Annotated in this window: 19 protein-coding genes; 12 read left to right on the top strand and 7 right to left on the bottom strand. The window is 73.9% G+C overall.

Features of this window, described 5'->3' with window-relative positions; genetic code table 11:
* The first annotated feature begins 253 nt into the window (after positions 1-253).
* Together ctaC and FHL79_RS00345 are read left to right on the top strand one after the other, a co-directional pair.
* On the top strand, positions 254-1,144 hold the full coding sequence (gene ctaC / locus FHL79_RS00350; RefSeq protein ID WP_138756659.1) for an aa3-type cytochrome oxidase subunit II: 891 nt from the start codon (positions 254-256) through the stop codon (positions 1,142-1,144).
* A 33-nt stretch (positions 1,145-1,177) separates the two neighbouring features.
* A complete protein-coding gene (locus tag FHL79_RS00345; RefSeq protein WP_138756658.1) occupies positions 1,178-1,576 on the top strand; it encodes a cytochrome c oxidase subunit 4 in 399 nt (132 codons plus the stop codon).
* 643 nt (positions 1,577-2,219) lie between these two features.
* Here the strand turns inward: FHL79_RS00345 and qcrB are convergent.
* The 4 genes from qcrB to ctaE are packed head-to-tail and all read right to left on the bottom strand — an operon-like array spanning position 2,220 to position 6,530.
* Positions 2,220-3,911, bottom strand: coding sequence for a cytochrome bc1 complex cytochrome b subunit (gene qcrB / locus FHL79_RS00340; protein WP_138756657.1), 1,692 nt, complete (start codon positions 3,909-3,911; stop codon positions 2,220-2,222).
* Positions 3,911-5,029 (bottom strand): cytochrome bc1 complex Rieske iron-sulfur subunit, encoded by a 1,119-nt coding sequence (gene qcrA, locus FHL79_RS00335; protein WP_138756656.1) that lies wholly within the window; start codon positions 5,027-5,029, stop codon positions 3,911-3,913. Before qcrA ends, qcrB begins: the two co-directional genes overlap by 1 nt.
* Positions 5,026-5,907 carry a cytochrome bc1 complex diheme cytochrome c subunit gene (qcrC, locus tag FHL79_RS00330; protein WP_138756655.1) on the bottom strand — a complete coding sequence of 294 codons (882 nt, stop codon included), beginning with the start codon at positions 5,905-5,907 and terminating at the stop codon, positions 5,026-5,028. The genes qcrA and qcrC overlap by 4 nt, the downstream gene beginning before the upstream one ends.
* Positions 5,908-5,915: 8 nt before the next feature.
* The gene (gene ctaE / locus FHL79_RS00325; RefSeq protein WP_138756654.1) at positions 5,916-6,530 is read right to left on the bottom strand and encodes an aa3-type cytochrome oxidase subunit III; all 615 of its coding nucleotides are present in this window, start codon (positions 6,528-6,530) and stop codon (positions 5,916-5,918) included.
* A 147-nt stretch (positions 6,531-6,677) separates the two neighbouring features.
* Between ctaE and FHL79_RS00320 the strand changes: the two genes are divergently transcribed.
* Together FHL79_RS00320 and trpD are read left to right on the top strand one after the other, a co-directional pair.
* On the top strand, positions 6,678-7,100 hold the full coding sequence (locus FHL79_RS00320) for an ANTAR domain-containing protein (protein WP_138756653.1): 423 nt from the start codon (positions 6,678-6,680) through the stop codon (positions 7,098-7,100).
* Between the two features lie 5 nt (positions 7,101-7,105).
* On the top strand, positions 7,106-8,158 hold the full coding sequence (gene trpD / locus FHL79_RS00315) for an anthranilate phosphoribosyltransferase (RefSeq protein ID WP_138756652.1): 1,053 nt from the start codon (positions 7,106-7,108) through the stop codon (positions 8,156-8,158).
* Positions 8,159-8,180: 22 nt separating this feature from the next.
* Here the strand turns inward: trpD and FHL79_RS00310 are convergent, their stop codons facing one another.
* Positions 8,181-8,468, bottom strand: coding sequence for an Lrp/AsnC family transcriptional regulator (locus FHL79_RS00310; RefSeq protein WP_138756651.1), 288 nt, complete (start codon positions 8,466-8,468; stop codon positions 8,181-8,183).
* Positions 8,465-10,417, bottom strand: a complete 1,953-nt coding sequence (locus FHL79_RS00305) for a DEDD exonuclease domain-containing protein (RefSeq protein ID WP_138756650.1) — start codon at positions 10,415-10,417, stop codon at positions 8,465-8,467. Before FHL79_RS00305 ends, FHL79_RS00310 begins: the two co-directional genes overlap by 4 nt.
* A 259-nt stretch (positions 10,418-10,676) precedes the next feature.
* Here FHL79_RS00305 and FHL79_RS00300 point away from each other — a divergent pair, with 259 nt between their 5' ends.
* The 4 genes from FHL79_RS00300 (at position 10,677) to FHL79_RS00285 (ending at position 14,973) form a co-directional block, all read left to right on the top strand.
* A complete protein-coding gene (locus FHL79_RS00300; RefSeq protein ID WP_171057937.1) occupies positions 10,677-11,039 on the top strand; it encodes a hypothetical protein in 363 nt (120 codons plus the stop codon).
* 326 nt (positions 11,040-11,365) lie between these two features.
* Entirely contained in the window at positions 11,366-12,451 is a 1,086-nt protein-coding gene (locus FHL79_RS00295) for a C40 family peptidase (protein ID WP_138756648.1), read from the top strand.
* A 105-nt stretch (positions 12,452-12,556) separates the two neighbouring features.
* A complete protein-coding gene (locus FHL79_RS00290; RefSeq protein ID WP_138756647.1) occupies positions 12,557-13,855 on the top strand; it encodes a M48 family metallopeptidase in 1,299 nt (432 codons plus the stop codon).
* Positions 13,852-14,973: a glycosyltransferase family 4 protein gene (locus FHL79_RS00285; protein WP_138756646.1), complete on the top strand. Its 1,122-nt coding sequence runs from the start codon at positions 13,852-13,854 to the stop codon at positions 14,971-14,973. The genes FHL79_RS00290 and FHL79_RS00285 overlap by 4 nt, the downstream gene beginning before the upstream one ends.
* Positions 14,974-15,016: 43 nt before the next feature.
* Here FHL79_RS00285 and FHL79_RS00280 read toward each other — a convergent pair whose 3' ends face one another.
* Positions 15,017-16,810 (bottom strand): AMP-dependent synthetase/ligase, encoded by a 1,794-nt coding sequence (locus FHL79_RS00280; protein WP_138756645.1) that lies wholly within the window; start codon positions 16,808-16,810, stop codon positions 15,017-15,019.
* Between the two features lie 176 nt (positions 16,811-16,986).
* Here FHL79_RS00280 and FHL79_RS00275 point away from each other — a divergent pair, with 176 nt between their 5' ends.
* From FHL79_RS00275 to FHL79_RS00260, 4 genes are read left to right on the top strand one after another with little or no spacing between them, the layout of a single operon-like run.
* Positions 16,987-17,418 (top strand): SRPBCC family protein, encoded by a 432-nt coding sequence (locus FHL79_RS00275; RefSeq protein ID WP_138756644.1) that lies wholly within the window; start codon positions 16,987-16,989, stop codon positions 17,416-17,418.
* A gap of 5 nt (positions 17,419-17,423) precedes the next feature.
* Positions 17,424-18,569, top strand: a complete 1,146-nt coding sequence (locus tag FHL79_RS00270; RefSeq protein ID WP_138756643.1) for an ArsA family ATPase — start codon at positions 17,424-17,426, stop codon at positions 18,567-18,569.
* Positions 18,566-18,958 carry a hypothetical protein gene (locus FHL79_RS00265; protein WP_138756642.1) on the top strand — a complete coding sequence of 131 codons (393 nt, stop codon included), beginning with the start codon at positions 18,566-18,568 and terminating at the stop codon, positions 18,956-18,958. Before FHL79_RS00270 ends, FHL79_RS00265 begins: the two co-directional genes overlap by 4 nt.
* Positions 18,955-19,956 carry an ROK family protein gene (locus FHL79_RS00260; protein ID WP_138756641.1) on the top strand — a complete coding sequence of 334 codons (1,002 nt, stop codon included), beginning with the start codon at positions 18,955-18,957 and terminating at the stop codon, positions 19,954-19,956. Before FHL79_RS00265 ends, FHL79_RS00260 begins: the two co-directional genes overlap by 4 nt.
* Positions 19,957-19,974: the final 18 nt, after the last annotated feature.

Raw genomic sequence — 19,974 nt, 5'->3', positions numbered from 1 at the left:
GGCCGTGCGGCGGCTGGGGCGTCGCCCGTCACACGCTGCGCGACCTGCGCGGACGGCCACCCCTCGGCGGGCCGGCCCGCCGAGCCGGGGGCGACCCGCCGGGGTGGTGCTCCCGCTCCTCGGACGACGAGCGGGGTCGGCTAGTCTCGGCGAGACTGAGGTCGGGGTGGGCAGGACCTGTCGGGCGACCGATGCGACCCCGCCGGTGAGACCGCGTGGTGCCGCCACGCGGGGGATGAGGAGGCAGCGGGCAGTGGCTCGACGCAGCAAGCCGGCGCAGGTCGCCGGGCTCGGTCTCCTGGGGGTGCTGACGCTCAGCGGGTGTGACGTCCGAGGCAGTTGGCTCAGCTGGGGATGGCCCGAGGGCATCACCGACGAGGCGCACCGGATGCACGACCTGTGGATCGGTTCGACCCTGGCCGCCCTGGTGGTCGGCATCGCGGTGTGGCTCCTCATCGCCTACGCGGCGATCAAGTACCGCAAGCGCAAGGGCAGCGATGAGGAACTGCCCCGGCAGACTGCCTACAACCTGCCGCTCGAGGTCGTCTACACGATCATCCCGTTCGTCATCATCGCGATCCTGTTCTTCTTCACCGTGAGCACGCAGAACCGGGTGATGGAGCGCAGCGAGGACCCGGACGTCACCGTCGCGGTCAACGCGTTCAAGTGGAACTGGCAGTTCGTCTACCCCGACACCACCGACGCCAACGGCGGCGAGCCGGTGTCGACGGTCGGTTCCACCGAGGAGGTGCCGATCCTGGTGGTCCCCACCGGTCAGACGATCCGGTTCGAGCTGGCCTCGGCCGACGTCATCCACTCCTTCTGGGTGCCGGAGTTCCTCTTCAAGCTCGACGTGATCCCCGGCAACGAGAACGGCCGCGACAACGTCTTCGAGGTGACCGTCCGCGAGGAGGGTGCCTTCGTCGGTCGCTGCGCCGAGCTCTGCGGCACCTACCACGCGTTCATGAACTTCGAGGTCCGGTCGGTGAGCCCGGCGGACTTCGACGCCTACCTGAGCGCTCGTGAGTCCGGGCTGTCGACCTTCGACGCGCTGGAGACCATCGGCCAGCCCGGTGCGTCGATCGCCACCGAGCCCTTCAGGGGCGACCGCGAGCAGCAGGCCTCGGCGGCCTCGGATGACTGACCCGATCACCCTGCAGCACCTGGAGGACCGGCCGTGAAGGTCGAAGCGCTCATCTTCAACTTGATCGCGGTGTTCTGCATCGCCTCCGCCGTGGTCTACGGCTTCTGGGCCCAGGAGCCGGTCGGCACCACGGCGCTGGCCCTGTCCGCCGGGCTGACCGCGCTCATCGGTGGCTTCTTCTGGTTCGTCAGCCGACGGATCGACGCCCGCCCCGAGGACTCCAAGGACGCCGAGATCGCCGACGGTGCCGGCGAGCTGGGCTTCTTCAGCCCGGGCAGCTACTGGCCCTTCGGCCTGGCGCTCTCCGCCGGCCTGATGGGCCTGGCGCTGGCGTTCTACTACCCGTGGCTGATCGCCATCGCCGGAGCCGCGCTGCTGCTCACCATCGGCGGCCTGCTCTTCGAGTACTACGTCGGGCAGAACGCGCACTGATCGCGGCACCACCGCAGCGGGTCGGGGCCCTTCCCAGCTGGGAGGGGCCCCGACGCGTGTCCGGGGTGTGGGTGGGCACCGGCCGGCCCCGTCGCGCCCGCTGAGACGCCGCACAGCGGCCTGCCGACCTGCCGTCACCCGGGGGGGCACCGACCTGGTCGCGGCGGGGCAGTGGCACGACGCAGCGCCGTCAGGTCGTCCTACCGACCACCAGGACGGGGGAGGGGGCCAGCAGGCCTCCCGTCGGCTGACAGCAGGCCGGTGCCGTGATGGCCGACGGCCGTCCCGGGTGCCGGCAGGTCGGCACGGCGCCGAGGCGTCGCGGCCGCGAGAGCAGCGGCGCCGGTCATGGTCCGGGCCGGCGGCAGGAGCGAGGCTGCGGCAGACAGGAGGGCGTCCGGGAGTCCCGCGAGCTGCTCACGGGCGGACCCGCTGGACCGGCCTTGGGAGCCGACACGAGCCCACGCACGTGCCGGCCTCATTCATCCTGCGGTGGCCGGTAGCACCCCGTCCCGCGGTCCCGGGCACCCGTCAGGTCGGGGCCAGGGGTGGACGACGGGCTCGACCAGCTCTGCCTGCAACGCAGCAGGGGCCCCGGCGGAGTGTTCCGCCGGGGCCCCTGCTGGGTGGTGCTGCGTGCTGATCAGTCGCGCGGGTCCTGCGGTCGACCACCCTCGGACGGGCGGCCACCCTCGGACGGACGACCCGAGCCGGTCAGCTCGCGGCGGCTGGCCTGCTCGGACTCGAGGCCGCGGGCCTCGATCTCGGCCTGCCGCTGGACCTCGGCCGGCTCCTCGATCGGCTTGAAGAAGCCCCGGATCGCGCGGCGGGCGCCACCGACCTGGTTCATCTTCTTGGGCACCGAGGCGCCACCGTAGGCGAGCTGGCCGTGGCCGTGCTCGTCCACCGGCCCCAGCGGCTGGTGCACCTCGATGAACTCACCGCTGGGCAGCCGCCGGATGACACCGGTCTCGATGCCGTGCTCGAGCACCTCGCGGTCGTGCCGCTCGAGGCCGATGCAGATCCGGTAGGTGGCCCAGTAGGCGATGGGCGGCAGCGTCAGGAAGCCGATCCGGCCGAACCAGATCATCGCGTTCAGGCTCAGGTCGAACTTGTCGGCGATCAGGTCGTTGCCACCGGAGATCCAGAGCACGACGTAGGCGGTGACGGCCATCGCGCCGAGCGAGGTCCGCACCGGGACGTCGCGCGGGCGCTGCAGCAGGTGGTGGCTGGCGGTGTCCTTGGTGAGCACGCGCTCGAGGACCGGGTAGAGCGCCAGCGCACCGAACATCAGGCCGGGGAGGCCGAGGGCGCCCCAGAAGACCGGCGGGATGTGGTATCCCCACAGCACGATCTCCCACGGGGGGAAGATCCGGGCGCCACCGTCGACGAAGCCGATGTACCAGTCGGGCTGGGACCCGGCGGTCACCTGCGCAGGGTTGTACGGACCCAGCAGCCAGATCGGGTTGATCTGCACCAGGCCACCGAGCGCGGCGCACAGCCCGACCACGATGAACAGCAGGCCGGTCGCCTTGGCGGCGAAGGTCGGGAACAGCCGGTTGCCGACGACGTTGTGCTCGGTCCGCCCCGCTCCGGGGAACTGGGTGTGCTTCTGCTTGACCAGGATGAGCAGGTGCAGCGCGATCAGGCCCAGCAGGATCGCCGGGATGATCAGCACGTGCAGGATGTACAGCCGACCGATGATCACCTCTCCGGGGAAGTCACCACCGAAGACGGTGAAGTAGACCCAGGTCCCGATCACCGGGATCGACAGGAAGACGGCGGAGAAGATCCGCAGCCCACCGCCGGAGAGCAGGTCGTCGGGGAGGGTGTAGCCGGCGAAGCCCTCGAGCATGGCCAGCACCAGCAGGGTGACGCCGATGAACCAGTTGGTCTCACGCGGCCGGCGAAACGCGCCGGTGAAGAAGATGCGCAGCAGGTGGACGACGATCGAGGCCACGAACAGCAGCGCGGCCCAGTGGTGCATCTGCCGGATCAGCAGGCCACCGCGGACGTCGAAGGAGATGTTCAGCGTCGACTCGTAGGCCGCGGACATCTCGATGCCGCGCAGCGGGGCGTACGTCCCGTCGTAGATGACCTCCTTCATGGAGGCGTCGTAGAAGAACGTCAGCCAGGTGCCGGACAGCAGCAGGACGATGAACGAGTAGAGCGCGATCTCCCCGAGCAGGAAGGACCAGTGGTCCGGGAAGACCTTGTTCAGCGTCCGCCGGACGGGCCCGGCCACGATCAGCCGGTCGTCGACCTCGAAGGCCGCCTTCCCGGCGAGCGAGGTCGGCTGACCGACCCGCGGACCGGGCACAGTGTTGGTCGCCATCAGCCGAGCCTCCCCATGTTCCAGAACGACGGTCCGACGGGCGCCGGGAAGTCCCCTCGCGCGACGAAGTAACCCTCATCATCCACGGTAATCGGGAGTTGGGGGAGCGGGCGGGTGGCCGGCCCGAAGACCGGCTTGGCGCCATCGGTCACGTCGAACTGCGACTGGTGGCAGGGGCACAGGATCCGGTTCGTCTCCTGCTCGTACAGCGACACCGGGCAGCCGGCGTGCGTGCAGATCTTGGAGTAGGCGACGTAGTCGCCGTAGCCGAAGTCCTCCTGGCCGGCTGGGATCCTCAGCTCGGTCAGCTGCTCCGGACGGAGCCGGATCAGGATGACGGCGGCGTCGTAGGCCTTGTTGCCACCCGCCACGGACGGGAAGACGGTGGCCAGCGAACCGGCGACCTGGTCACCGGGGCGGACCGGTGTGCCGTCGTCACGGAGCAGCCGCAGCCCGTCGGCCCAGGGTGTGGTCCCCAGCGGGTTGCCCTTGTTCGGGTTCTTGATGAACCCGCCCAGCAGGGACACCAGCATGGCGCCGAAGGCCAGCCCCAGCACCCCGAGGACCCCCGACAGCATCTTGCGGCGGGGGAGACCGGAGTTGTCGAGGCCGCCCATCAGCGTGGCGCCGGTGGTCACCCGGTCGAAGTGCGAGCCGTCGTGCTTGTCCTGCACGGCCGTCTCGTGTGGCAGCAGCTTCTTGACGTACAGGACCAGGCCGATGCCGATGGAGATCATCGACAGCCCGAACAGCGCGCCGAGCAGCGGGGTGTAGAGCGCGCTCCAGGTGCTGGAACCCGTCGTCCACGCCCAGGTGGGGAGGAACCAGCCGGAGCCTGCGTAGACGACGACGAAGGCCACCGCGAACAGCGCGGCGAGGGCGAACCACAGGGTCACCTGGCGGGTGTTCTTCTTGTCCAGCGGCGAGCCGGGCGGGGCGACGGGCTCGACGTGCAGGACCTCGACGCCGTCGTAGCGCGCACCCAGCCGGTCCAGCTCGGTGCGGTCCATCGCGGCGAGCTGCGCGGGGCTGTAGTCGTCGTCCGGACCGCCGTGCAGCTGGCCCGGCTCGTCCGCGCCGCCGGCCGAGCCGGGGCGGGAGTGGTCGGTGGTGCTCACGCCTTGGTCCCCATCCAGAAGATCCCGAAGAGCAGGGCGCCGATGCCGACGACCCAGATGACCAGGCCCTCGGCGACCGGGCCGACCCGGCCGATGCCGGCGCCACCGGGGTCGGCCTGGGCCTTGAGGGTCTGCACGTAGTTGATGATGGAGCGCTTCTCGTCCGGGCTGAGCTGGTTGTCCCCGAAGACCGGCATGTTCTCCGGCCCGGACAGCATCGCCGAGTAGATGACCATGTCGCTGGCCTCGCGCAGCGAGGGAGCCCGCTTCCCGGAGGAGAGCGCGCCGCCCTCGCCGGCGAAGTTGTGGCACTGGGCGCAGTTGAGCCGGAAGAGCTCGCCGCCCTCGGCCAGGTCGCCGGCCCGGAGGTCACCCGAGGGCAGGGTCGGACCGCCGCCGTTCTCCTGGATGTAGGCCATCAGCTGGTCGATCTCCTCCTCGGAGAAGATCGGCGGGCGCTCGGGAGCCTGTGCCTCCTGGCGGACCAGGGGCATGCGCCCGGTGTGCACCTGGAAGTAGACGGCGGCCTCGCCGACCCCGATGAGCGAGGGACCGCGGCCCGGGATGCCCTCCAGGTTGGACCCGTGGCAGGTGATGCAGCTGCGCGTGTAGAGCTCGCGACCGGCCTCGACGGCGTTCGACGGGTTGCCGGTCGGGTCGTCGGCGGCGCTGGCGCCCGGGGCGAGCGCGGAGTAGCCCACCCCGGTCAGCACGAGCGCAGCCATCAGCCCGGCCACGTTGGCCAGGCGGCGGCGCTGCTTGGAGCGTCGGCGGTCCCGCGCCGCGGCGGCCGGGGTGCCGACCGCCGGACGACGGCGGAACAGCCCGCGGCGGCCGCCCTCGGGAGGAGCGACGGAGGAGGCGTTCGGTGTGGACACCCGGTTCCCTACTTGATCAGGTAAATCGTGATGAAGAGACCGACCCACACGACGTCGACGAAGTGCCAGTAGTAGGACACCACGATCGCCGAGGTCGCCTGGGCAGGAGTGAAACGGCCCATGGTGGACCGGATGAGCACGAAGACGAAGGCGACGAGGCCACCGATGACGTGCAGCGCGTGGAAACCGGTGGTCAGGTAGAAGACCGAGCCGTACGTCGAGGACGCGATCGTCGTGTCGTGGTTCATGATCAGGTTCCGGTACTCGTTCGCCTGACCCAGCACGAAGGCGAGGCCCATCACGAAGGTGATGGTGAACCAGCGTCGCAGCCCGTAGACGTTGCCGATCTCCGCCGCGAACACGCCGTACTGACAGGTGACCGAGGAGAGCACCAGGATCAGCGTGAAGAACAGGGCGTAGGGGACGTCGAGCTCGGTGGGCTCCGGCGGCCAACCACCGGTGGCTCGCGCGCGCGAGGTGAAGTACATGGCGAACAGTCCGGCGAAGAACATCAGCTCGCTGGCGAGCCAGACGATCGTGCCGACGCTGACCATGTTCGGTCGAGTCAGGGAGTGCACCCGCGAGGTGTCGAAGGTGCTGCTCGCCACGGGGGCCGTTGTCACGGGCTCATCATGGCATCGGGACAGGTCGTCCACGACGTGGGGTGGCCGCGGACGGCGCGTCTCCCGGCGGGGGCTGGCACCGGGTGCCGCACGGCCCGGTGAGCCACGGCCCTCGCGTCGTCCACGCCTGCCACTAGGCTCCCCCGGGTGAGCCTCGACGCCGCACCGGCCACCGTGCTCGTCTTCAGCCAGCGGGCCGAGGTCCGCGCCGCCGTCCGCACCGCACTCGGCCGTTCGCCGGCGCCGGACGTGGGACCCCTCACGTACGTGGAGTGTGCCACCGGTGACGAGGTCGTCGCCGCGGTCGACGGCGGCGGGATCGACCTCTGCCTGCTCGACGGCGAGGCCCAGCCCACCGGCGGCATGGGCATCGCCCGGCAGCTGAAGCACGAGATCGCCGACTGCCCCTCGCTGGTGGTGCTCATCGCCCGCCAGGCCGACCGCTGGCTCGCGCACTGGTCGCTGGCCGACGGCACGCTGGCCTACCCCGTCGACCCGCTCGTCGCGGCCGACGTGGTGGCGGGGCTGCTGCGCGAGCGTCTCGCGCAGCGTCCCGCCGTCCGCCGCTGACCGGCGTGACCGCCGCCAGCCCGACGTGGCCGGGCCTGCTGACCCGGCTCCTCCGCAGCGAGGACCTCACCGCCGAGGACACCCGCTGGGCGATGCGGCAGGTGATGACCGGAGAGGCCAGCCCGACGCAGGTGGCCGGGTTCCTGGTCGCGCTCCGCGCCAAGGGCGAGTCGCCGGAGGAGGTCGCCGGGCTGGCCGCCACGATGGTCGACCTCGCCACGCCGGTGACCCTGCCGGTCGACTGCGTCGACATCGTGGGAACCGGCGGGGACGGTGCCCAGACGGTGAACATCTCGACGATGGCCGCTGTCGTCACGGCCGCGGCCGGTGCGCCGGTGGCCAAGCACGGCAACCGCGCGGCGTCGTCGCGGTCGGGCACCGCGGACGTCCTCGAGGCCCTCGGGGTGGTCATCGACCTGCCGGCGCCCGCCGTGGCCCGGTGCGTGCGGGAGGCGGGCATCGGCTTCTTCTTCGCACCGGTCTTCCACCCCGGTTTCCGGCACGCCGCCGTCCCCCGCCGGGAGCTGGGCATCGGCACGGTCTTCAACTTCCTCGGGCCGCTGACCAACCCGGCCCGTCCGGTGGCGGCCGCGATCGGCTGCGCCGACGCCCGGATGGCGCCGGTGCTCGCCGAGGTGCTGGCCCGGCGGGGCACCCGGGCGCTGGTGTTCCGCGGCGACGACGGCCTGGACGAGCTGACCACGACCACGACGTCGGCGGTGTGGGTCGTGCGCGACGGTGAGGTGGTCCCCGAGCGGCTGGACCCGGCCGCGCTCGGGCTGCCGCTCTCGGCACCAGGGGCGCTGCGCGGCGGTGGCCCGGAGGACAACGCCGAGGTGGTCCGCCGGCTGGTGGCCGGGGACCACGGGCCGGTGCGCGACGCGGTCCTGCTCAACGCGGCGGCGGCGCTGGCCGCCTTCGACCCGCGGGGTGCCCGGCTGCACGACGCCTTCGGCAGTGGTCTGGAGCGGGCCGCCGCGGCGGTCGACGACGGCCGGGCCGCGGCCAAGCTGGAGGAGTGGGTCCGGGTCAGCCGGGCTGCCCGCGACCAGCCCTGACGCCCCCTGCGCAGGGGTCCCCCTAGTCGGCGGACTCGAAGCCGATCGAGAAGGCCGCTTCCAGGTCGTGCCGGGAGTACGCCCGGAAGGCGACGTGGGTCGCAGTGTCCAGGACGCCGGGCACCTTGTTGATCTGCCCGGCGACGACGGCGGCGATGTCGTCGAACTCGTGCACCCGGACGAGGGCGACCAGGTCGACGTCCCCGGCGACCGAGTAGACCTCGCTCACCCCGGACAGGGCCGCGACGGCCTCGGCGACCTCGCCGATCGAGTCGGTGGCGGCATCGATCATCACGATGGCGGTGATCACGCCGGCGATGCTAGCCCGGTGGCCACCCGGCCGCGTCGCGCCGCAGCCCGCCCGCCGCCCCGTCCGCCGCGTCCGGCCCGGGGCGCCGGCTGCCCCGGGGTGACCCGGTCCGGCTGTGCCCGGGTGCTCAGCGACCGGTTGTCGGCGAAGGGGTCGCGTTCGGCCCGGCCGGCGTCGACCCGGGCCAGGAAGTCGCTGTAGTGCCCGGTGCCGGGGGTGCGACTGGCCAGGGTGCCGGTGACGTCGACGAGCCGGGTGCCCGGCTTCTCCATCCAGCGCAGCACCAGCTCCGTCTCGTCGACCGAGGCCGCGAGCTCGCCGTCCGGGCCGACGGGCGTCTCGGCGGTGGTCCGGAGGTCGGCCAGGTACCCCCGGACGGAGCGGCCGCGCTCGGCCACCCCGGCGGCCACCAGCCGGCCCCGGCGCACCACGGACAGCTGCCAGCCCCCGGCACCGTCGGGCCGGGCGATGACGAACTCGGGGACGGTCGCGAGCGACTCCAGCCGCTGCCGCCGGCGCACCGCCCGGACCAGGACGGCGACCCGGTCGCGGAGCACCGCGGCGTCCTCGTACCGGCCCTCCTCGGCCAGTCGCTCGACCCGGTCCAGCAGGGGGGCGACCAGGTCGCGGGGGTCGGAGTCGACGGCCGCGGCGAACACCGCCGCGATCGAGGCGTAGTCCTCCCGGCTCTGCGCGCCGGTGCACGGCGCCCCGCAGCGGCCCATCCCGGCCAGCGCGCAGGCGGTGCCCAGCACGGTCAGCGACAGCCGGGACGTGCACTGCCGCAGCGGCAGCGACTCGTGGACGGCGGCGACCGCGGCGTCGGCGGCCCGCCGGTCGGGGAACGGGCCGAGGAACACGCCCGCGCCGGGCCGGACGCGCCGGACGACCGACAGTCGCGGGAAGACCTCGTCGGTCAGCCGGATCCACAGGGCGCGCTCGGGGAAGCGCGAGCGGCGGTTGTAGCGGGGCTTGTGCTCGGCGATGAGCCGCAGCTCCCGGACGGCGGCCTCCAGGTCGTGCGCGCACGGCAGCGCCTCGATCCGCTCGGCCAGCGCGATCATCTCGGTCATCCGGCTGCGCTGCTCCCCGGCGGAGAAGTAGCTGCGGACCCTGGTGCGCAAGTCGTTGGACGTGCCGACGTAGAGCGGTTCGTCACGCGGCCCGCGGAAGAGGTAGACGCCCGGTCCGGAGGGCACGTGCTCGGCCAGGTGCCGCTTGCGCCGCCGCTGCGGGTCGACCTGGCGGGTCAGCCCGGACAGCTCCTCCAGGGAGGTGACGCCCAGCGGGCCCAGCCGCTCGAACAGACCGTGCAGCACGTCTACGGTGGCCCGGGCGTCGTCCAGGGCACGGTGGCAGGGCTGCGTCGAGGTCGAGAAGAAGGGGGCGAGGGTGCCGAGCTTGCAGTTGGGCACCTCGTCGCGGGTGAGCAGCCGGCGGGCCAGCACGGCGGTGTCGACCGAGGCGAACGTGGGCCAGGGCGTGCCCGTCTCCTCGCACGCGGCGCGCAGGAAGCCGAGGTCGAAGGGGGCGTTGTGGGCGACCAGCACGGTGCCCCGGGCGAACTCCATGAAGGCCGGCAGGACCGAGTCGATGCGCGGAGCGGCGGCCACCATCATCGAGGTGATCCCGGTCAGCACGCTGATGTAGGGCGGGATCTCCCGGCCCGGGTCCACCAGGGTCTGGAACTCGCCCAGCACCTGACCGCCGCGGACCTTCACCGCGCCGATCTCGGTGATGGCGCTGTCCTTCGGTGAGCCGCCGGTGGTCTCCAGGTCGACCACGACGAAGGTGACCTCCGCCAGCGGCGTCCCGATGTCGTCGATCGTCGCCTGGAGGTAGCGCGGCCGGTCGGGAGCGGCTGTGGGAAGCGCCACCCGCCGCCAGGCCGGCGGACCCCCCTCGGTGGCGGCCGGCGGGAACGGCGGTGGAACGGGGTGGGACGGCACGCAGCGGACGCTAGGTCGGGGGTCCGACAGTCCGGGGGACGCCACGCCGGGAGCCGGCCGCGCCCCGGCGTGGCGCGCGCACCGGCCCGGGGTGCGTGCTGCACCGGGTGCGGGCAGCGCTGCAGGTCGGTCGAGCAGAACTGTCGGGGGGTCCTCCTAACGTCCGCGGTGTCGGACGTGGACACAGAGAAGGAGAGCCGCCGTGCTCATCGACTGCGACACCTGCACCGTCCGGGGTCAGGGCTGCGACGACTGCGTCGTGACGGTCCTGCTGGGGGCGCCACCCGGCTGGCGGGGAAGCGACCCCACCGTCGTGCCGCTCGTCCGGCGGAACGTCCCGGGCCCCGTCCCCGTGGAGCACCGTCCGGCCGCCGCCTCGGCCGCGGACGCCACGTCGCCCGTTGCGCACGGTGGCGGCAGCGCTGCAGTCGGTGACGCGCCCGGAGGCGTGCGAGCTGGAGGTGACGTCGCTCACATTGACACGGCCGCGGCAGACCCGTGGAGCGTCGTCGATCTCGACGAGGTCGAGCGTCGAGCGGTCCAGGCTTTGGCAGACTTCGGCCTGGTCCCGCCGTTGCGTCATCAGGATGCGTCGACGTCGGGCGACCGGCACGTGAGCTGACAAATCGCACGCCTGCGATTTGGCAGCTCTGGCCCGTACTTCGAGGTTTGACAGGGCTTCATCTCGATCCGGTCACGGACTTAGGTTCGTCGTGTCTGAGAGGGACGTAGTCACCACAGAGGGTGACCCCGACCGGACACCGTCGACCCACCAGGTCCTCCAGGACCGGGTGGACCGGGAGCCCACCCCAGTGCCGAGGTGAGTTCTCACCAGCTGAGGGGTTCGGGGCTCCGCGCCGACGACGGCGTGCGCCGACCAGGCGTGCCAGCCCGGACCCGTCAGCTGACCCGGTAGGCGGTCCGAGTGGAAACGGAGTGCCGCTGCCCGTGGCGAGTCCTCAGTCCGGTGTCCTGCCCGCGCTCCGCGGGTCCGCCACGGCTCCCGCCGGCGCTCGCCGTGCCCGCGGCCTCGGCCGGCTCGGCACCGGACTGCTGCTGGCCGTCGCCGCGAGCGGGACGCTGATCGCGCTGCCCGGCAGCGCGTCGGCCGCACCGGGCGTCGCCCATGCCGCGACGGCTGACGAGGCCACCGCGCTCGTCACCGACGCCAACCGTGATCTCGAGGCCGTCACCGAGCAGATCAACGAGGCGCAGGACACCCTCCGTCAGCAGCAGGCCGTCACCGACGCCGCAGCGCAGGCCGTCACCGCCGCCCAGGCCCAGCTGGCCGCGCTCGACACCCAGATCCGTCAGGTCGCCCGGAGCGCCTTCACCGGCGAGAACCTCTCCCGCTTCAACGCGCTGATGACCAGCGGCTCGGCCGACGAGTTCCTCTCCCAGGTCACCACGCTGGACGCGATCGCCGGCCACACCAGTGACGTGCTCACCCAGGTCAGCGCCGCGGCCCAGTCCGCCCAGCAGGCCAAGGCCGACGCCGACGCGGCGACCGCCACGGCGCGGCAGACCCTCGAGGACGTGACGGCGAAGAAGGCCGACCTGACCTCCGAGGCGGCCGACTACCAGGCGCAGTACGACGCGCTGAGCGTCGTGCAGCAGCGGGCGGTCGTCGCCGAGACCGCCGGGCCGGTGCTCGAGCCGCCTGCCGAGGTGGTCGCCTCCAGCGACGCAGCGCAGGTCGCCGTCGACACCGCGATGGCCCAGCTGGGCGATCCCTACGTCTGGGCCGCGGCCGGTCCCAACGCCTTCGACTGCTCGGGTCTGACCCAGTACGCCTACGCGGCGGCCGGGGTCAGCCTGCCGCACTCCAGCGCCGGCCAGTCGAGGATGGGCACCGCCGTCTCCCGGGCCGACCTGCAGCCCGGTGACCTGGTGTTCTTCTACAGCCCGGTCAGCCACGTGGGCATGTACATCGGCGGCGGGCAGATGGTGCACGCCTCGACCTCCGGCCAGCCGGTGATCGTCTCCACCGTGGACATGAAGGGCTACGTGAGCGCCCGGCGTCTCGTCGGCTGAGGCGGGCAGGACCCGCCCGGGTCCGCTGCCCGGCCCTCCGCGGGGCACAGGCAGCCTGCCTAAGCTCGCCGTCGTGCACGCGCAGACCCCCTCGAGCCGGCCCGCGTGAGCACCGCGCAGCTGCCGGTCCCAGCCCGGACCGGCACGCGTCGGCTGGCGCTCGCGGTGGCCGTCGTGCTCGGCCTGGCGCTCGCGGTGGTGATCGCCGTCGTCACCCCGTGGGACCTGCTGCCCACCCCGGCGGGCGGCCGCACGCCCGTCGACCCGTCGGCGGCCTTCACCCCGGCGCAGATCGCCCGCGCCGAGGACTTCGCCGCCGCGCTGCGCCCGGCGTCGCTGGCCTCGCTCGTGCTGGGCCTGGCCGTCTCCGCCGTCTTCGGCCTGACCCGCGCGGGGGCAGCCACCGCCCGCGCGGTCGCCCGGCCGCTGGGCGGCGGCTGGGGGTGGCAGGTGCTGCTGGGCACCATCGCCCTCCTGGTCGTGGGACGGCTGGTCACCCTGCCCCTGGCCGCCTACGCGGAGGTGGTCCGGCACCGCTACGGCCTGTCCACCCGGGGCTGGGGGCTGTGGGCGCGCGACGTCGCCACCTCGACCGGCATCAACGCCGGCCTGACCGCGCTGGGCCTGCTGGCGCTGGTCGCGCTGGCCCGACGGGCGCCCCGCAGCTGGTGGGCCTGGGCCGGCGGAGCAGCCGCGGCGCTGGTCGTGGTCGGCTCCTTCCTCTACCCGCTGCTCATCGAGCCGGCGTTCAACCGGTTCGAGTCGATGCCGGCGTCGCCGCTGCGCACCGAGCTGTTCGCCCTCGCCGACCGCAGCGGCACCCCGGTGCAAGACGTGCTGGTGGCCGACGCGAGCCGGCGCACCACGGCGCTCAACGCCTACGTCTCCGGCTTCGGCTCCACCCGGCGGATCGTCGTCTACGACACGGTCCTCGACCAGCTCTCCGACGCCGAGATCGAGTCGATCGTCGGTCACGAGCTCGGCCACGTCGCCACCGACGACGTCCTCACCGGCACGCTGATCGGCGCCCTGGGTGCCGGCGCGGGCGTCGCGCTGCTGGGCTGGCTGCTCGGCGCTCCACCCCTGCTGCGCCGGGCAGGCGCCGGCGGGCCCGGCGACGGTCAGGTGGTCGGCCTGCTGCTCCTGGTGATGGCGGTGGGCACGCTGGTGTCCACGCCGGTGCAGAACCTGGTGTCCCGGCACATCGAGGCGCGGGCCGACCTGCACGCCCTCGACCTCACCGACGACCCGGCGTCCTTCGTCGCGGTGCAGGAGGCGCTCGGCGTGGCGAACCTGAACGACCCCGATCCGCCGGCGGTCTGGCAGTGGCTGTTCGGCTCGCACCCCACCGCGGCCCAGCGGGTCGCCTTCGCCGGCGACTGGGTGAAGGAGCACGGCGGGTGAGCCGGACGCTCGTCGTCACCAACGACTTCCCGCCCCGGCAGGGCGGGATCCAGACCTTCGTCGCGGCACTGCTGGCCACCCGGCCGCCGGAGTCGCTGGTCGTGCTCGCCTCGGACCACCCGGGGGCGGCCGAGCACGACGCAGGCCTGCCGTACGAGGTGGTCCGCGCCCCGACCGGGATGCTGCTGCCCACCCGCGGGGCCGCCCGCACCGCCGCCCGGCTGGCCCGCGAGCACGGCTGCCGGACCGCCTTCTTCGGTGCCGCGGCGCCGCTCGGGGCGCTGGCGCCCGGTCTGCGCCGGGCTGGGGTGGAACGACTCGTCGGGGCCACCCACGGGCACGAGACCGGCTGGGTCGCGCTGCCCGGCGCGCGGCAGGCGCTGCAGCGCATCGCCGGTGGGCTGGACGTGCTGACCTACATCAGCCGGTACACGCACAGCCGCCTCGCGCCGGCCCTGGCCGGCCGGACCGAGCTGGTCCAGCTCTCCCCGGGGGTGGACGTCGCCCGGTTCACCCCGGCGGCCGACGGTGGCCCGGTGCGGGGGCGCCACGGCCTCGGGGACGCGCCGGTCGTCGTCTGCGTCTCCCGGCTGGTGCCGCGCAAGGGGCAGGACACGCTGGTCCGCGGCTGGTCGCAGGTCCTCGCCCGGCACCCGCGGGCCCGGCTGCTGCTGGTCGGCGGTGGTCCGTCGGAGGCTCCGTTGCGCAAGGACGTCCAGGCCCGGGGGCTCGGGCACTCCGTCGTCCTCACCGGGGGAGTGGCCCCCGAGCAGCTGCCCGAGCACTACGCGGCCGGGGACGTGTTCGCCATGCCCTGCCGGACCCGGCGGGCGGGGCTGGACGTCGAGGGCCTCGGCATGGTGTTCCTCGAGGCGGCGGCCTGCGGGCTGCCGGTGGTCGCCGGCACCTCCGGCGGCGCCCCGGAGACGGTCGTGGAGGGCGTCACCGGGCACGTCGTCGACCCGCGGTCGCCGTCCGCCGTCGCCACGGTGCTGGCCGACCTGCTCGACGACCCGGCCCGCGCCCGCGCGATGGGCGCCGCGGGACGCAGCTGGGTCGAGCAGCGCTGGTCCTGGACGACGATCGCGCAGACCTTCGCCGCCGTCCTCGAGGGCTGAGCGGAGTCCCAGCGCTCGGGAGACGATGCGCTGGGACTCCGGACTACCGCTGGTAGAGGGCTTCGACCTCGTCGCCGTACTCCTTCATCACCACACCGCGCTTGAGCTTGAGGCTCGGGGTCAGCGTGCCGTTCTCCTCGGTGAAGTCGACCCCGAGCACCCGGTACTTCTTGATCGCCTCGGCGTGGGAGACCACCTTGTTCGCCTCGGCGACGGCGGTGTCCAGCTCGGTCCGCAGGTCCGCGTCCTCGCGCAGCTGCTGCGGGGTGAGCGAGGCGTCCTTGCCCTTGCTCCTCAGCCAGGCCGGCAGCGCCTCGACGTCGAGGGTCACCAGCGCGGCGATGAACGGCCGCTGGTCGCCGACGACGATGCACTGGCTGACCAGCTTGTGGGCACGCAGCCGGTCCTCCAGCACCGCGGGGGCGACGTTCTTGCCGCCGGCGGTCACCAGGATCTCCTTCTTGCGGCCGGTGATCCGCAGGAATCCCTGGGCGTCGAGCTCACCGATGTCGCCGGTGTGGAACCAGCGGTCGGCGTCGATCGCCTCGCGGGTGGCCGCCTCGTTCTGCCAGTAGCCGCGCATCACGACCCCACCGCGCAGCAGCACCTCGCCGTCGTCGGCGATCGCGGCGTCGACGCCGGGCAGCGGCCGCCCGACGGTGCCGATCCGGATGGCCGCGTCGTGGTTGACCGCAGCGGCGGCGGTGGTCTCGGTCAGCCCGTAGCCCTCGAAGACGGTGACCCCGATGCCGCGGAAGAAGTGGCCGAGCCGCTCGCCCAGCGGCGCGCCACCGGAGATGGCGCCCGCGCAGCGGCCGCCCATCGCGGCCCGCAGCCTGCCGTAGACCAGCCTGTCGAACAGCGCGTGCTGGGCGCGCAGCAGCAGGCCCGGGCCGCCGGTGTCCTGGGCGCGGGACCAGTCGACGGCGACCTGGGCGGCCCGGTCGAACACCTTCCCCTTGCCGCCCTCGTCGGCGGAGGCCTTGGCGCCGTTGTAGACCTTCTCGAACACCCGCGGCACGGCCAGCAGGAACGTGGGCTGGAAGCGACCGAGGTCGCCGAGCAGGTCCTTGACGTCGGGGGTGTGCCCCAGCACGACCCGGTTCTGCAGGGCCCCGATCTCCAGCACCCGGGCCAGCACGTGCGCCAGCGGGATGAACAGCAGCAGCGAGGCATCGGCGTTGAGGTGGTCGCGCAGCAGGCTGATGCCGTTGCGGATCTCGAACAGGAAGTTGGCGTGGGTGAGCTCGCAGCCCTTGGGCCGCCCCGTCGTCCCGCTGGTGTAGATCAGCGTCGCCAGGCTGGCCGAGGTCAGCGTCGCCCGCCGGGCGGTCAGCTCGCCTTCGGGCACGTCGGCGCCCGCGGCGGTGAGGGTGTCCAGCGCGCCGTCCTCGATGACCCACACCGACCCCAGCTCCGGTGCCTCGTCGCGCACCGAGTCGACCGCCGCGGCGTGCTCGGCGGTCTCGACGACCAGCGCCCGGGCGCCGGAGTCGGACAGGATCCAGGCGATCTGGTCGGGGCTGGAGGTCTCGTACACCGGGACGACGACCGCGCCCGCGGTCCAGATGGCGAAGTCCAGGACGGTCCACTCGTACCGCGTCTTGGCCAGCAGGCCGACCCGGTCGCCGGGCTCCACGCCGGCGGCGACGAGCCCCTTGGCGACGCCGGACACCTGCCGGGCGAACTCGGCGTAGGTGACGTCCTCCCAGTGGCCGTTGCGCTGGACGCGCAGCCCGACCTCGTCGGGGTGCTCGGCCGCGTTGAGCGCGACCATGTCCGTCAGGGCGTCGTCGGGCCCCACGGTGGCGGTGGGGGGAACGCTCAGCTCGCGCACGCCGGTCCTCTCTGCGCGCCCTGCCGCAGGCGCCGTCGCCTCCGGCCCGGACGGGGGTTCGGTCCGCCAATCTAGCGCGCTCAGGCCAACGCGCAGCAGGCCAGCGCCCACCCGGGTGGGGCAACCGGTCCCCGCTCCGGCCGGGGCGGGGAGGGGCAGCGACTACCCTCCCGCCCATGGCCGACCAGTCCACCCAGTCGATCGTCATCGACGCGCCTGCGTCCGCGGTCATGGCCGTCATCGCCGACTTCCCCGCCTACCCCAGCTGGGTCTCGGCGGCCAAGCAGGTCGAGGTGCTCGAGCCGGGACCCGACGGGCGGGCCCGCCAGGTGCACTTCGTGCTGGACGCCGGCGCGGTCAAGGACGACTACGTCCTGGACTACACCTGGGACGGCGACCGCCGCGTGGACTGGACGCTCGTCCGGGGCCAGATGCAGAAGAAGCAGGACGGCTCCTACGTCCTCGCCGAGTCCGCCGGCTCCACGACCGTCACCTACACGATCGCCATCGACCTGACGATCCCCATGCTCGGGCTCATCAAGCGCAAGGCGGAGAAGGTCATCCTCGACACCGCGCTCAAGGAGCTCAAGAAGCGCGTCGAGGCCTGAGCCGCGTGCAGATCCTCCTGGTCACCGGCCCTGGCGGCGCCGGCAGCTCGACGGTGGCGGCCGCCACCGCGCTGCGGCTCGCCGCCGGCGGCTCCCGCTGCGTGCTGCTCACCCCGCGCCCGCCGCGCGTCGACCTGGCCGATGCCGTGCGGGTGGACGTCGTCGGCGCCCAGCCGGCGCTCGAGCAGCTGTGGGCCCGGCACGCCGCGGCCCTGGCCGGCGCGGTGCCGATGCTGACCGTGCCCCCGGCGACCTCCGTCGTCCCGGTGCCCGGGGTGCTGGAGTTCGCGCTGGTCGCCGCGCTGGCCGGGCACGCCCGCAGCGGGGACGTCGACGTCGTCGTCCTGGACGCCGGTCCGGCGCCGGCCGCCACCGCCCTGCTCGCGCTGCCGGGTGCGCTGCGCTGGTGGCTCGGGCAGGCGGCGCCCACCCGGCTGCGGGTGCTCGCGACGCTCCGCGCGGCGGCCACGCCGGGTCGCCCCGGGGTGGCCGCCGGCCTGCTCGCCGGTGCCGCCGGCGTGGAGGAGCTGCTGGACGCCGCGCCGCTCACCGACCCGGCCGCGACCGCCGTCCACCTGGTCGTGCCGCCCACCCCCGACGCCGCGGACACCGTGCAGGAGACGGCCACCGTGCTGGGCGTCCTCGGGCAGCGGATCGCCTCGGTCACCGTCGCCCGGGTGCTGCCCGCGGGGACGGGGGAGTGGTGGGCGCAGCGGTGCGAGGTGCAGGCAGCCGCACTGCGCCGGGTCCGTGCGCTCACCGGCCCGGTCCGCGAGGTCGCCGAGCAGGCCGTTCCGCCCGCGTCGGTGACCGACCTGCAGCAGCTGGACGCCGCCGTCCCCGAGGTCGTCGTCGCCCCGGCGGCCCCCGCGGCCCCGCGGCGGGTGGACGGCGGCTGGGTGCTCGACGTCCCGCTGCCCTTCGTCCGGCGCGGGCAGGTGGAGCTCACCCGCTGGGACGACGACCTGGTGGTGACCGCCGCCGGCGTGCGCCGCTCGCTGCCGCTGGACGCGCTGCTGCGCCGCTGCACCGTCGCCGGGGGCTCGCTGGCCGACCCCGGCACGGCCGCCGCGACGCTCGAGGTGCGGTTCACCGCCGACCCCGCCCAGTGGCCGGCCGGACTGCTCGACGCCCAGGAGAGCCGACGATGACGACACCAGGCCCGGACTGGGTCGAGCAGGCCCGCCGGTTCGCCGCCGGTCTGGCCGCGGAGCACGCGGACGGCGCCGGTCTGTCCGACGTCCTCGGCGACCTGATCGGCGGGCGCAGCGCACCCGGCGCCGCCGCCCAGCACGGCACCGAGTGCCGGTCCTGCCCACTGTGCGCCGGGCTGGCCGCGCTGCGCGGACACCGCCCCGACCTGCTGGAGGCGCTGGCGGACGTGCTGACCAGCGCCGCGACGGCGCTGCGCAGCACCGCGCGCCCGACCGCGGACGGCGCTGCCGGCGCTGCCGCCGCTCCCGACCCCACCGCTCCTCCGGAGGAGACCGTGCCGCACCCGGCCCCCGCGCCCACCGTCCAGCGGATCGACGTCGCGTGACCGCCGCCCCGTCCCCGTCGGACGTCGCGCAGCTGCCCGCCATCGGCATCGACATCGGCGGCACCAAGGTCGCCGGCGGCGTCGTCGCCCCGGACGGCACCATCACCGACACCGCCCGCCGGGCCACCCCGGGGAAGTCGGTCAGCGCGACCGAGGACGCGATCGCCGCGGTCGTCGACGAGCTGGCCGAGCGGCACGACGGGCCGCTGGTCGGCGTCGGCGTCGGCGCCGCCGGCTGGTTCGACCGCACCGGCGACACCGTGCTGTTCAGCCCGCACCTCGCCTGGCGGAACCAGTCGCTGCGCAAGGACCTCGCCGACCGGCTGCAGCGCCCGCTCTGGGTGGGCAACGACGCCGACGCCGCCGCCTGGGCGGAGTACCGCTACGGCGCCGCGCGGGGCAGCAGCCTGATGCTCATGATCACGCTCGGCACCGGGATCGGTGGCGGCATCGTCATCGACGGCCGGCTGCAGCGGGGTGCGCACGGCGTCGCGGGCGAGTGGGGCCACATGCGCGTGGTCCCCGACGGCCGGCTCTGCGCGTGCGGCAACCGTGGCTGCTGGGAGCAGTACGCCAGCGGCAACGCCCTGGGGCACACCGCCCGCGAGGTCGCGTTGAGCTCCCCGGCGGCGGCCGCCGACCTGCTGGACCGGGTCGGTGGGGACGCCGCCCGGATCACCGGCGAGGTGGTGGCCCAGGCGGCGTCCGACGGCGACCCGCTGGCCGTCGAGCTGCTCTGCGAGGTCGGCACCTGGCTCGGTCAGGGCATCGCGGACATGGCGGCGATCCTGGACCCCGACGTCGTCGTCATCGGTGGTGGCGTCAGCGTGCTCGGCGAGACGATCCTGGCGCCGGCGCGCGACCGGCTCGAGCGGGCGCTGCCCGGCCGCGGGTTCCGCCCCGGCCCGCGGGTGCTCGTCGCCGAGCTGGGCGCCCAGGCCGGGCTGGTCGGCGCGGCCGACCTGGCCCGGCTCGCGGTCGCCGAGGACAACGCCTGACCGGAGTGCCAGGGGCGC

This window comes from Modestobacter altitudinis (genome assembly GCF_005930475.1).
GTDB classification, from domain to species: domain Bacteria; phylum Actinomycetota; class Actinomycetes; order Mycobacteriales; family Geodermatophilaceae; genus Modestobacter; species Modestobacter altitudinis.
Note: the sequence above shows the minus strand (reverse complement) of the source record. Positions and strands in the feature narration are given on the sequence as shown.

What these genes read in the sequence shown, in the direction of transcription:
- qcrB (WP_138756657.1), bottom strand. Translation starts at nt 3,911, where the DNA reads ATGGCGACCAACACTGTGCCCGGTCCGCGGGTCGGTCAGCCGACCTCG.
- FHL79_RS00275 (WP_138756644.1), top strand. Translation starts at nt 16,987, where the DNA reads ATGGCCGACCAGTCCACCCAGTCGATCGTCATCGACGCGCCTGCGTCC.
- FHL79_RS00265 (WP_138756642.1), top strand. Translation starts at nt 18,566, where the DNA reads ATGACGACACCAGGCCCGGACTGGGTCGAGCAGGCCCGCCGGTTCGCC.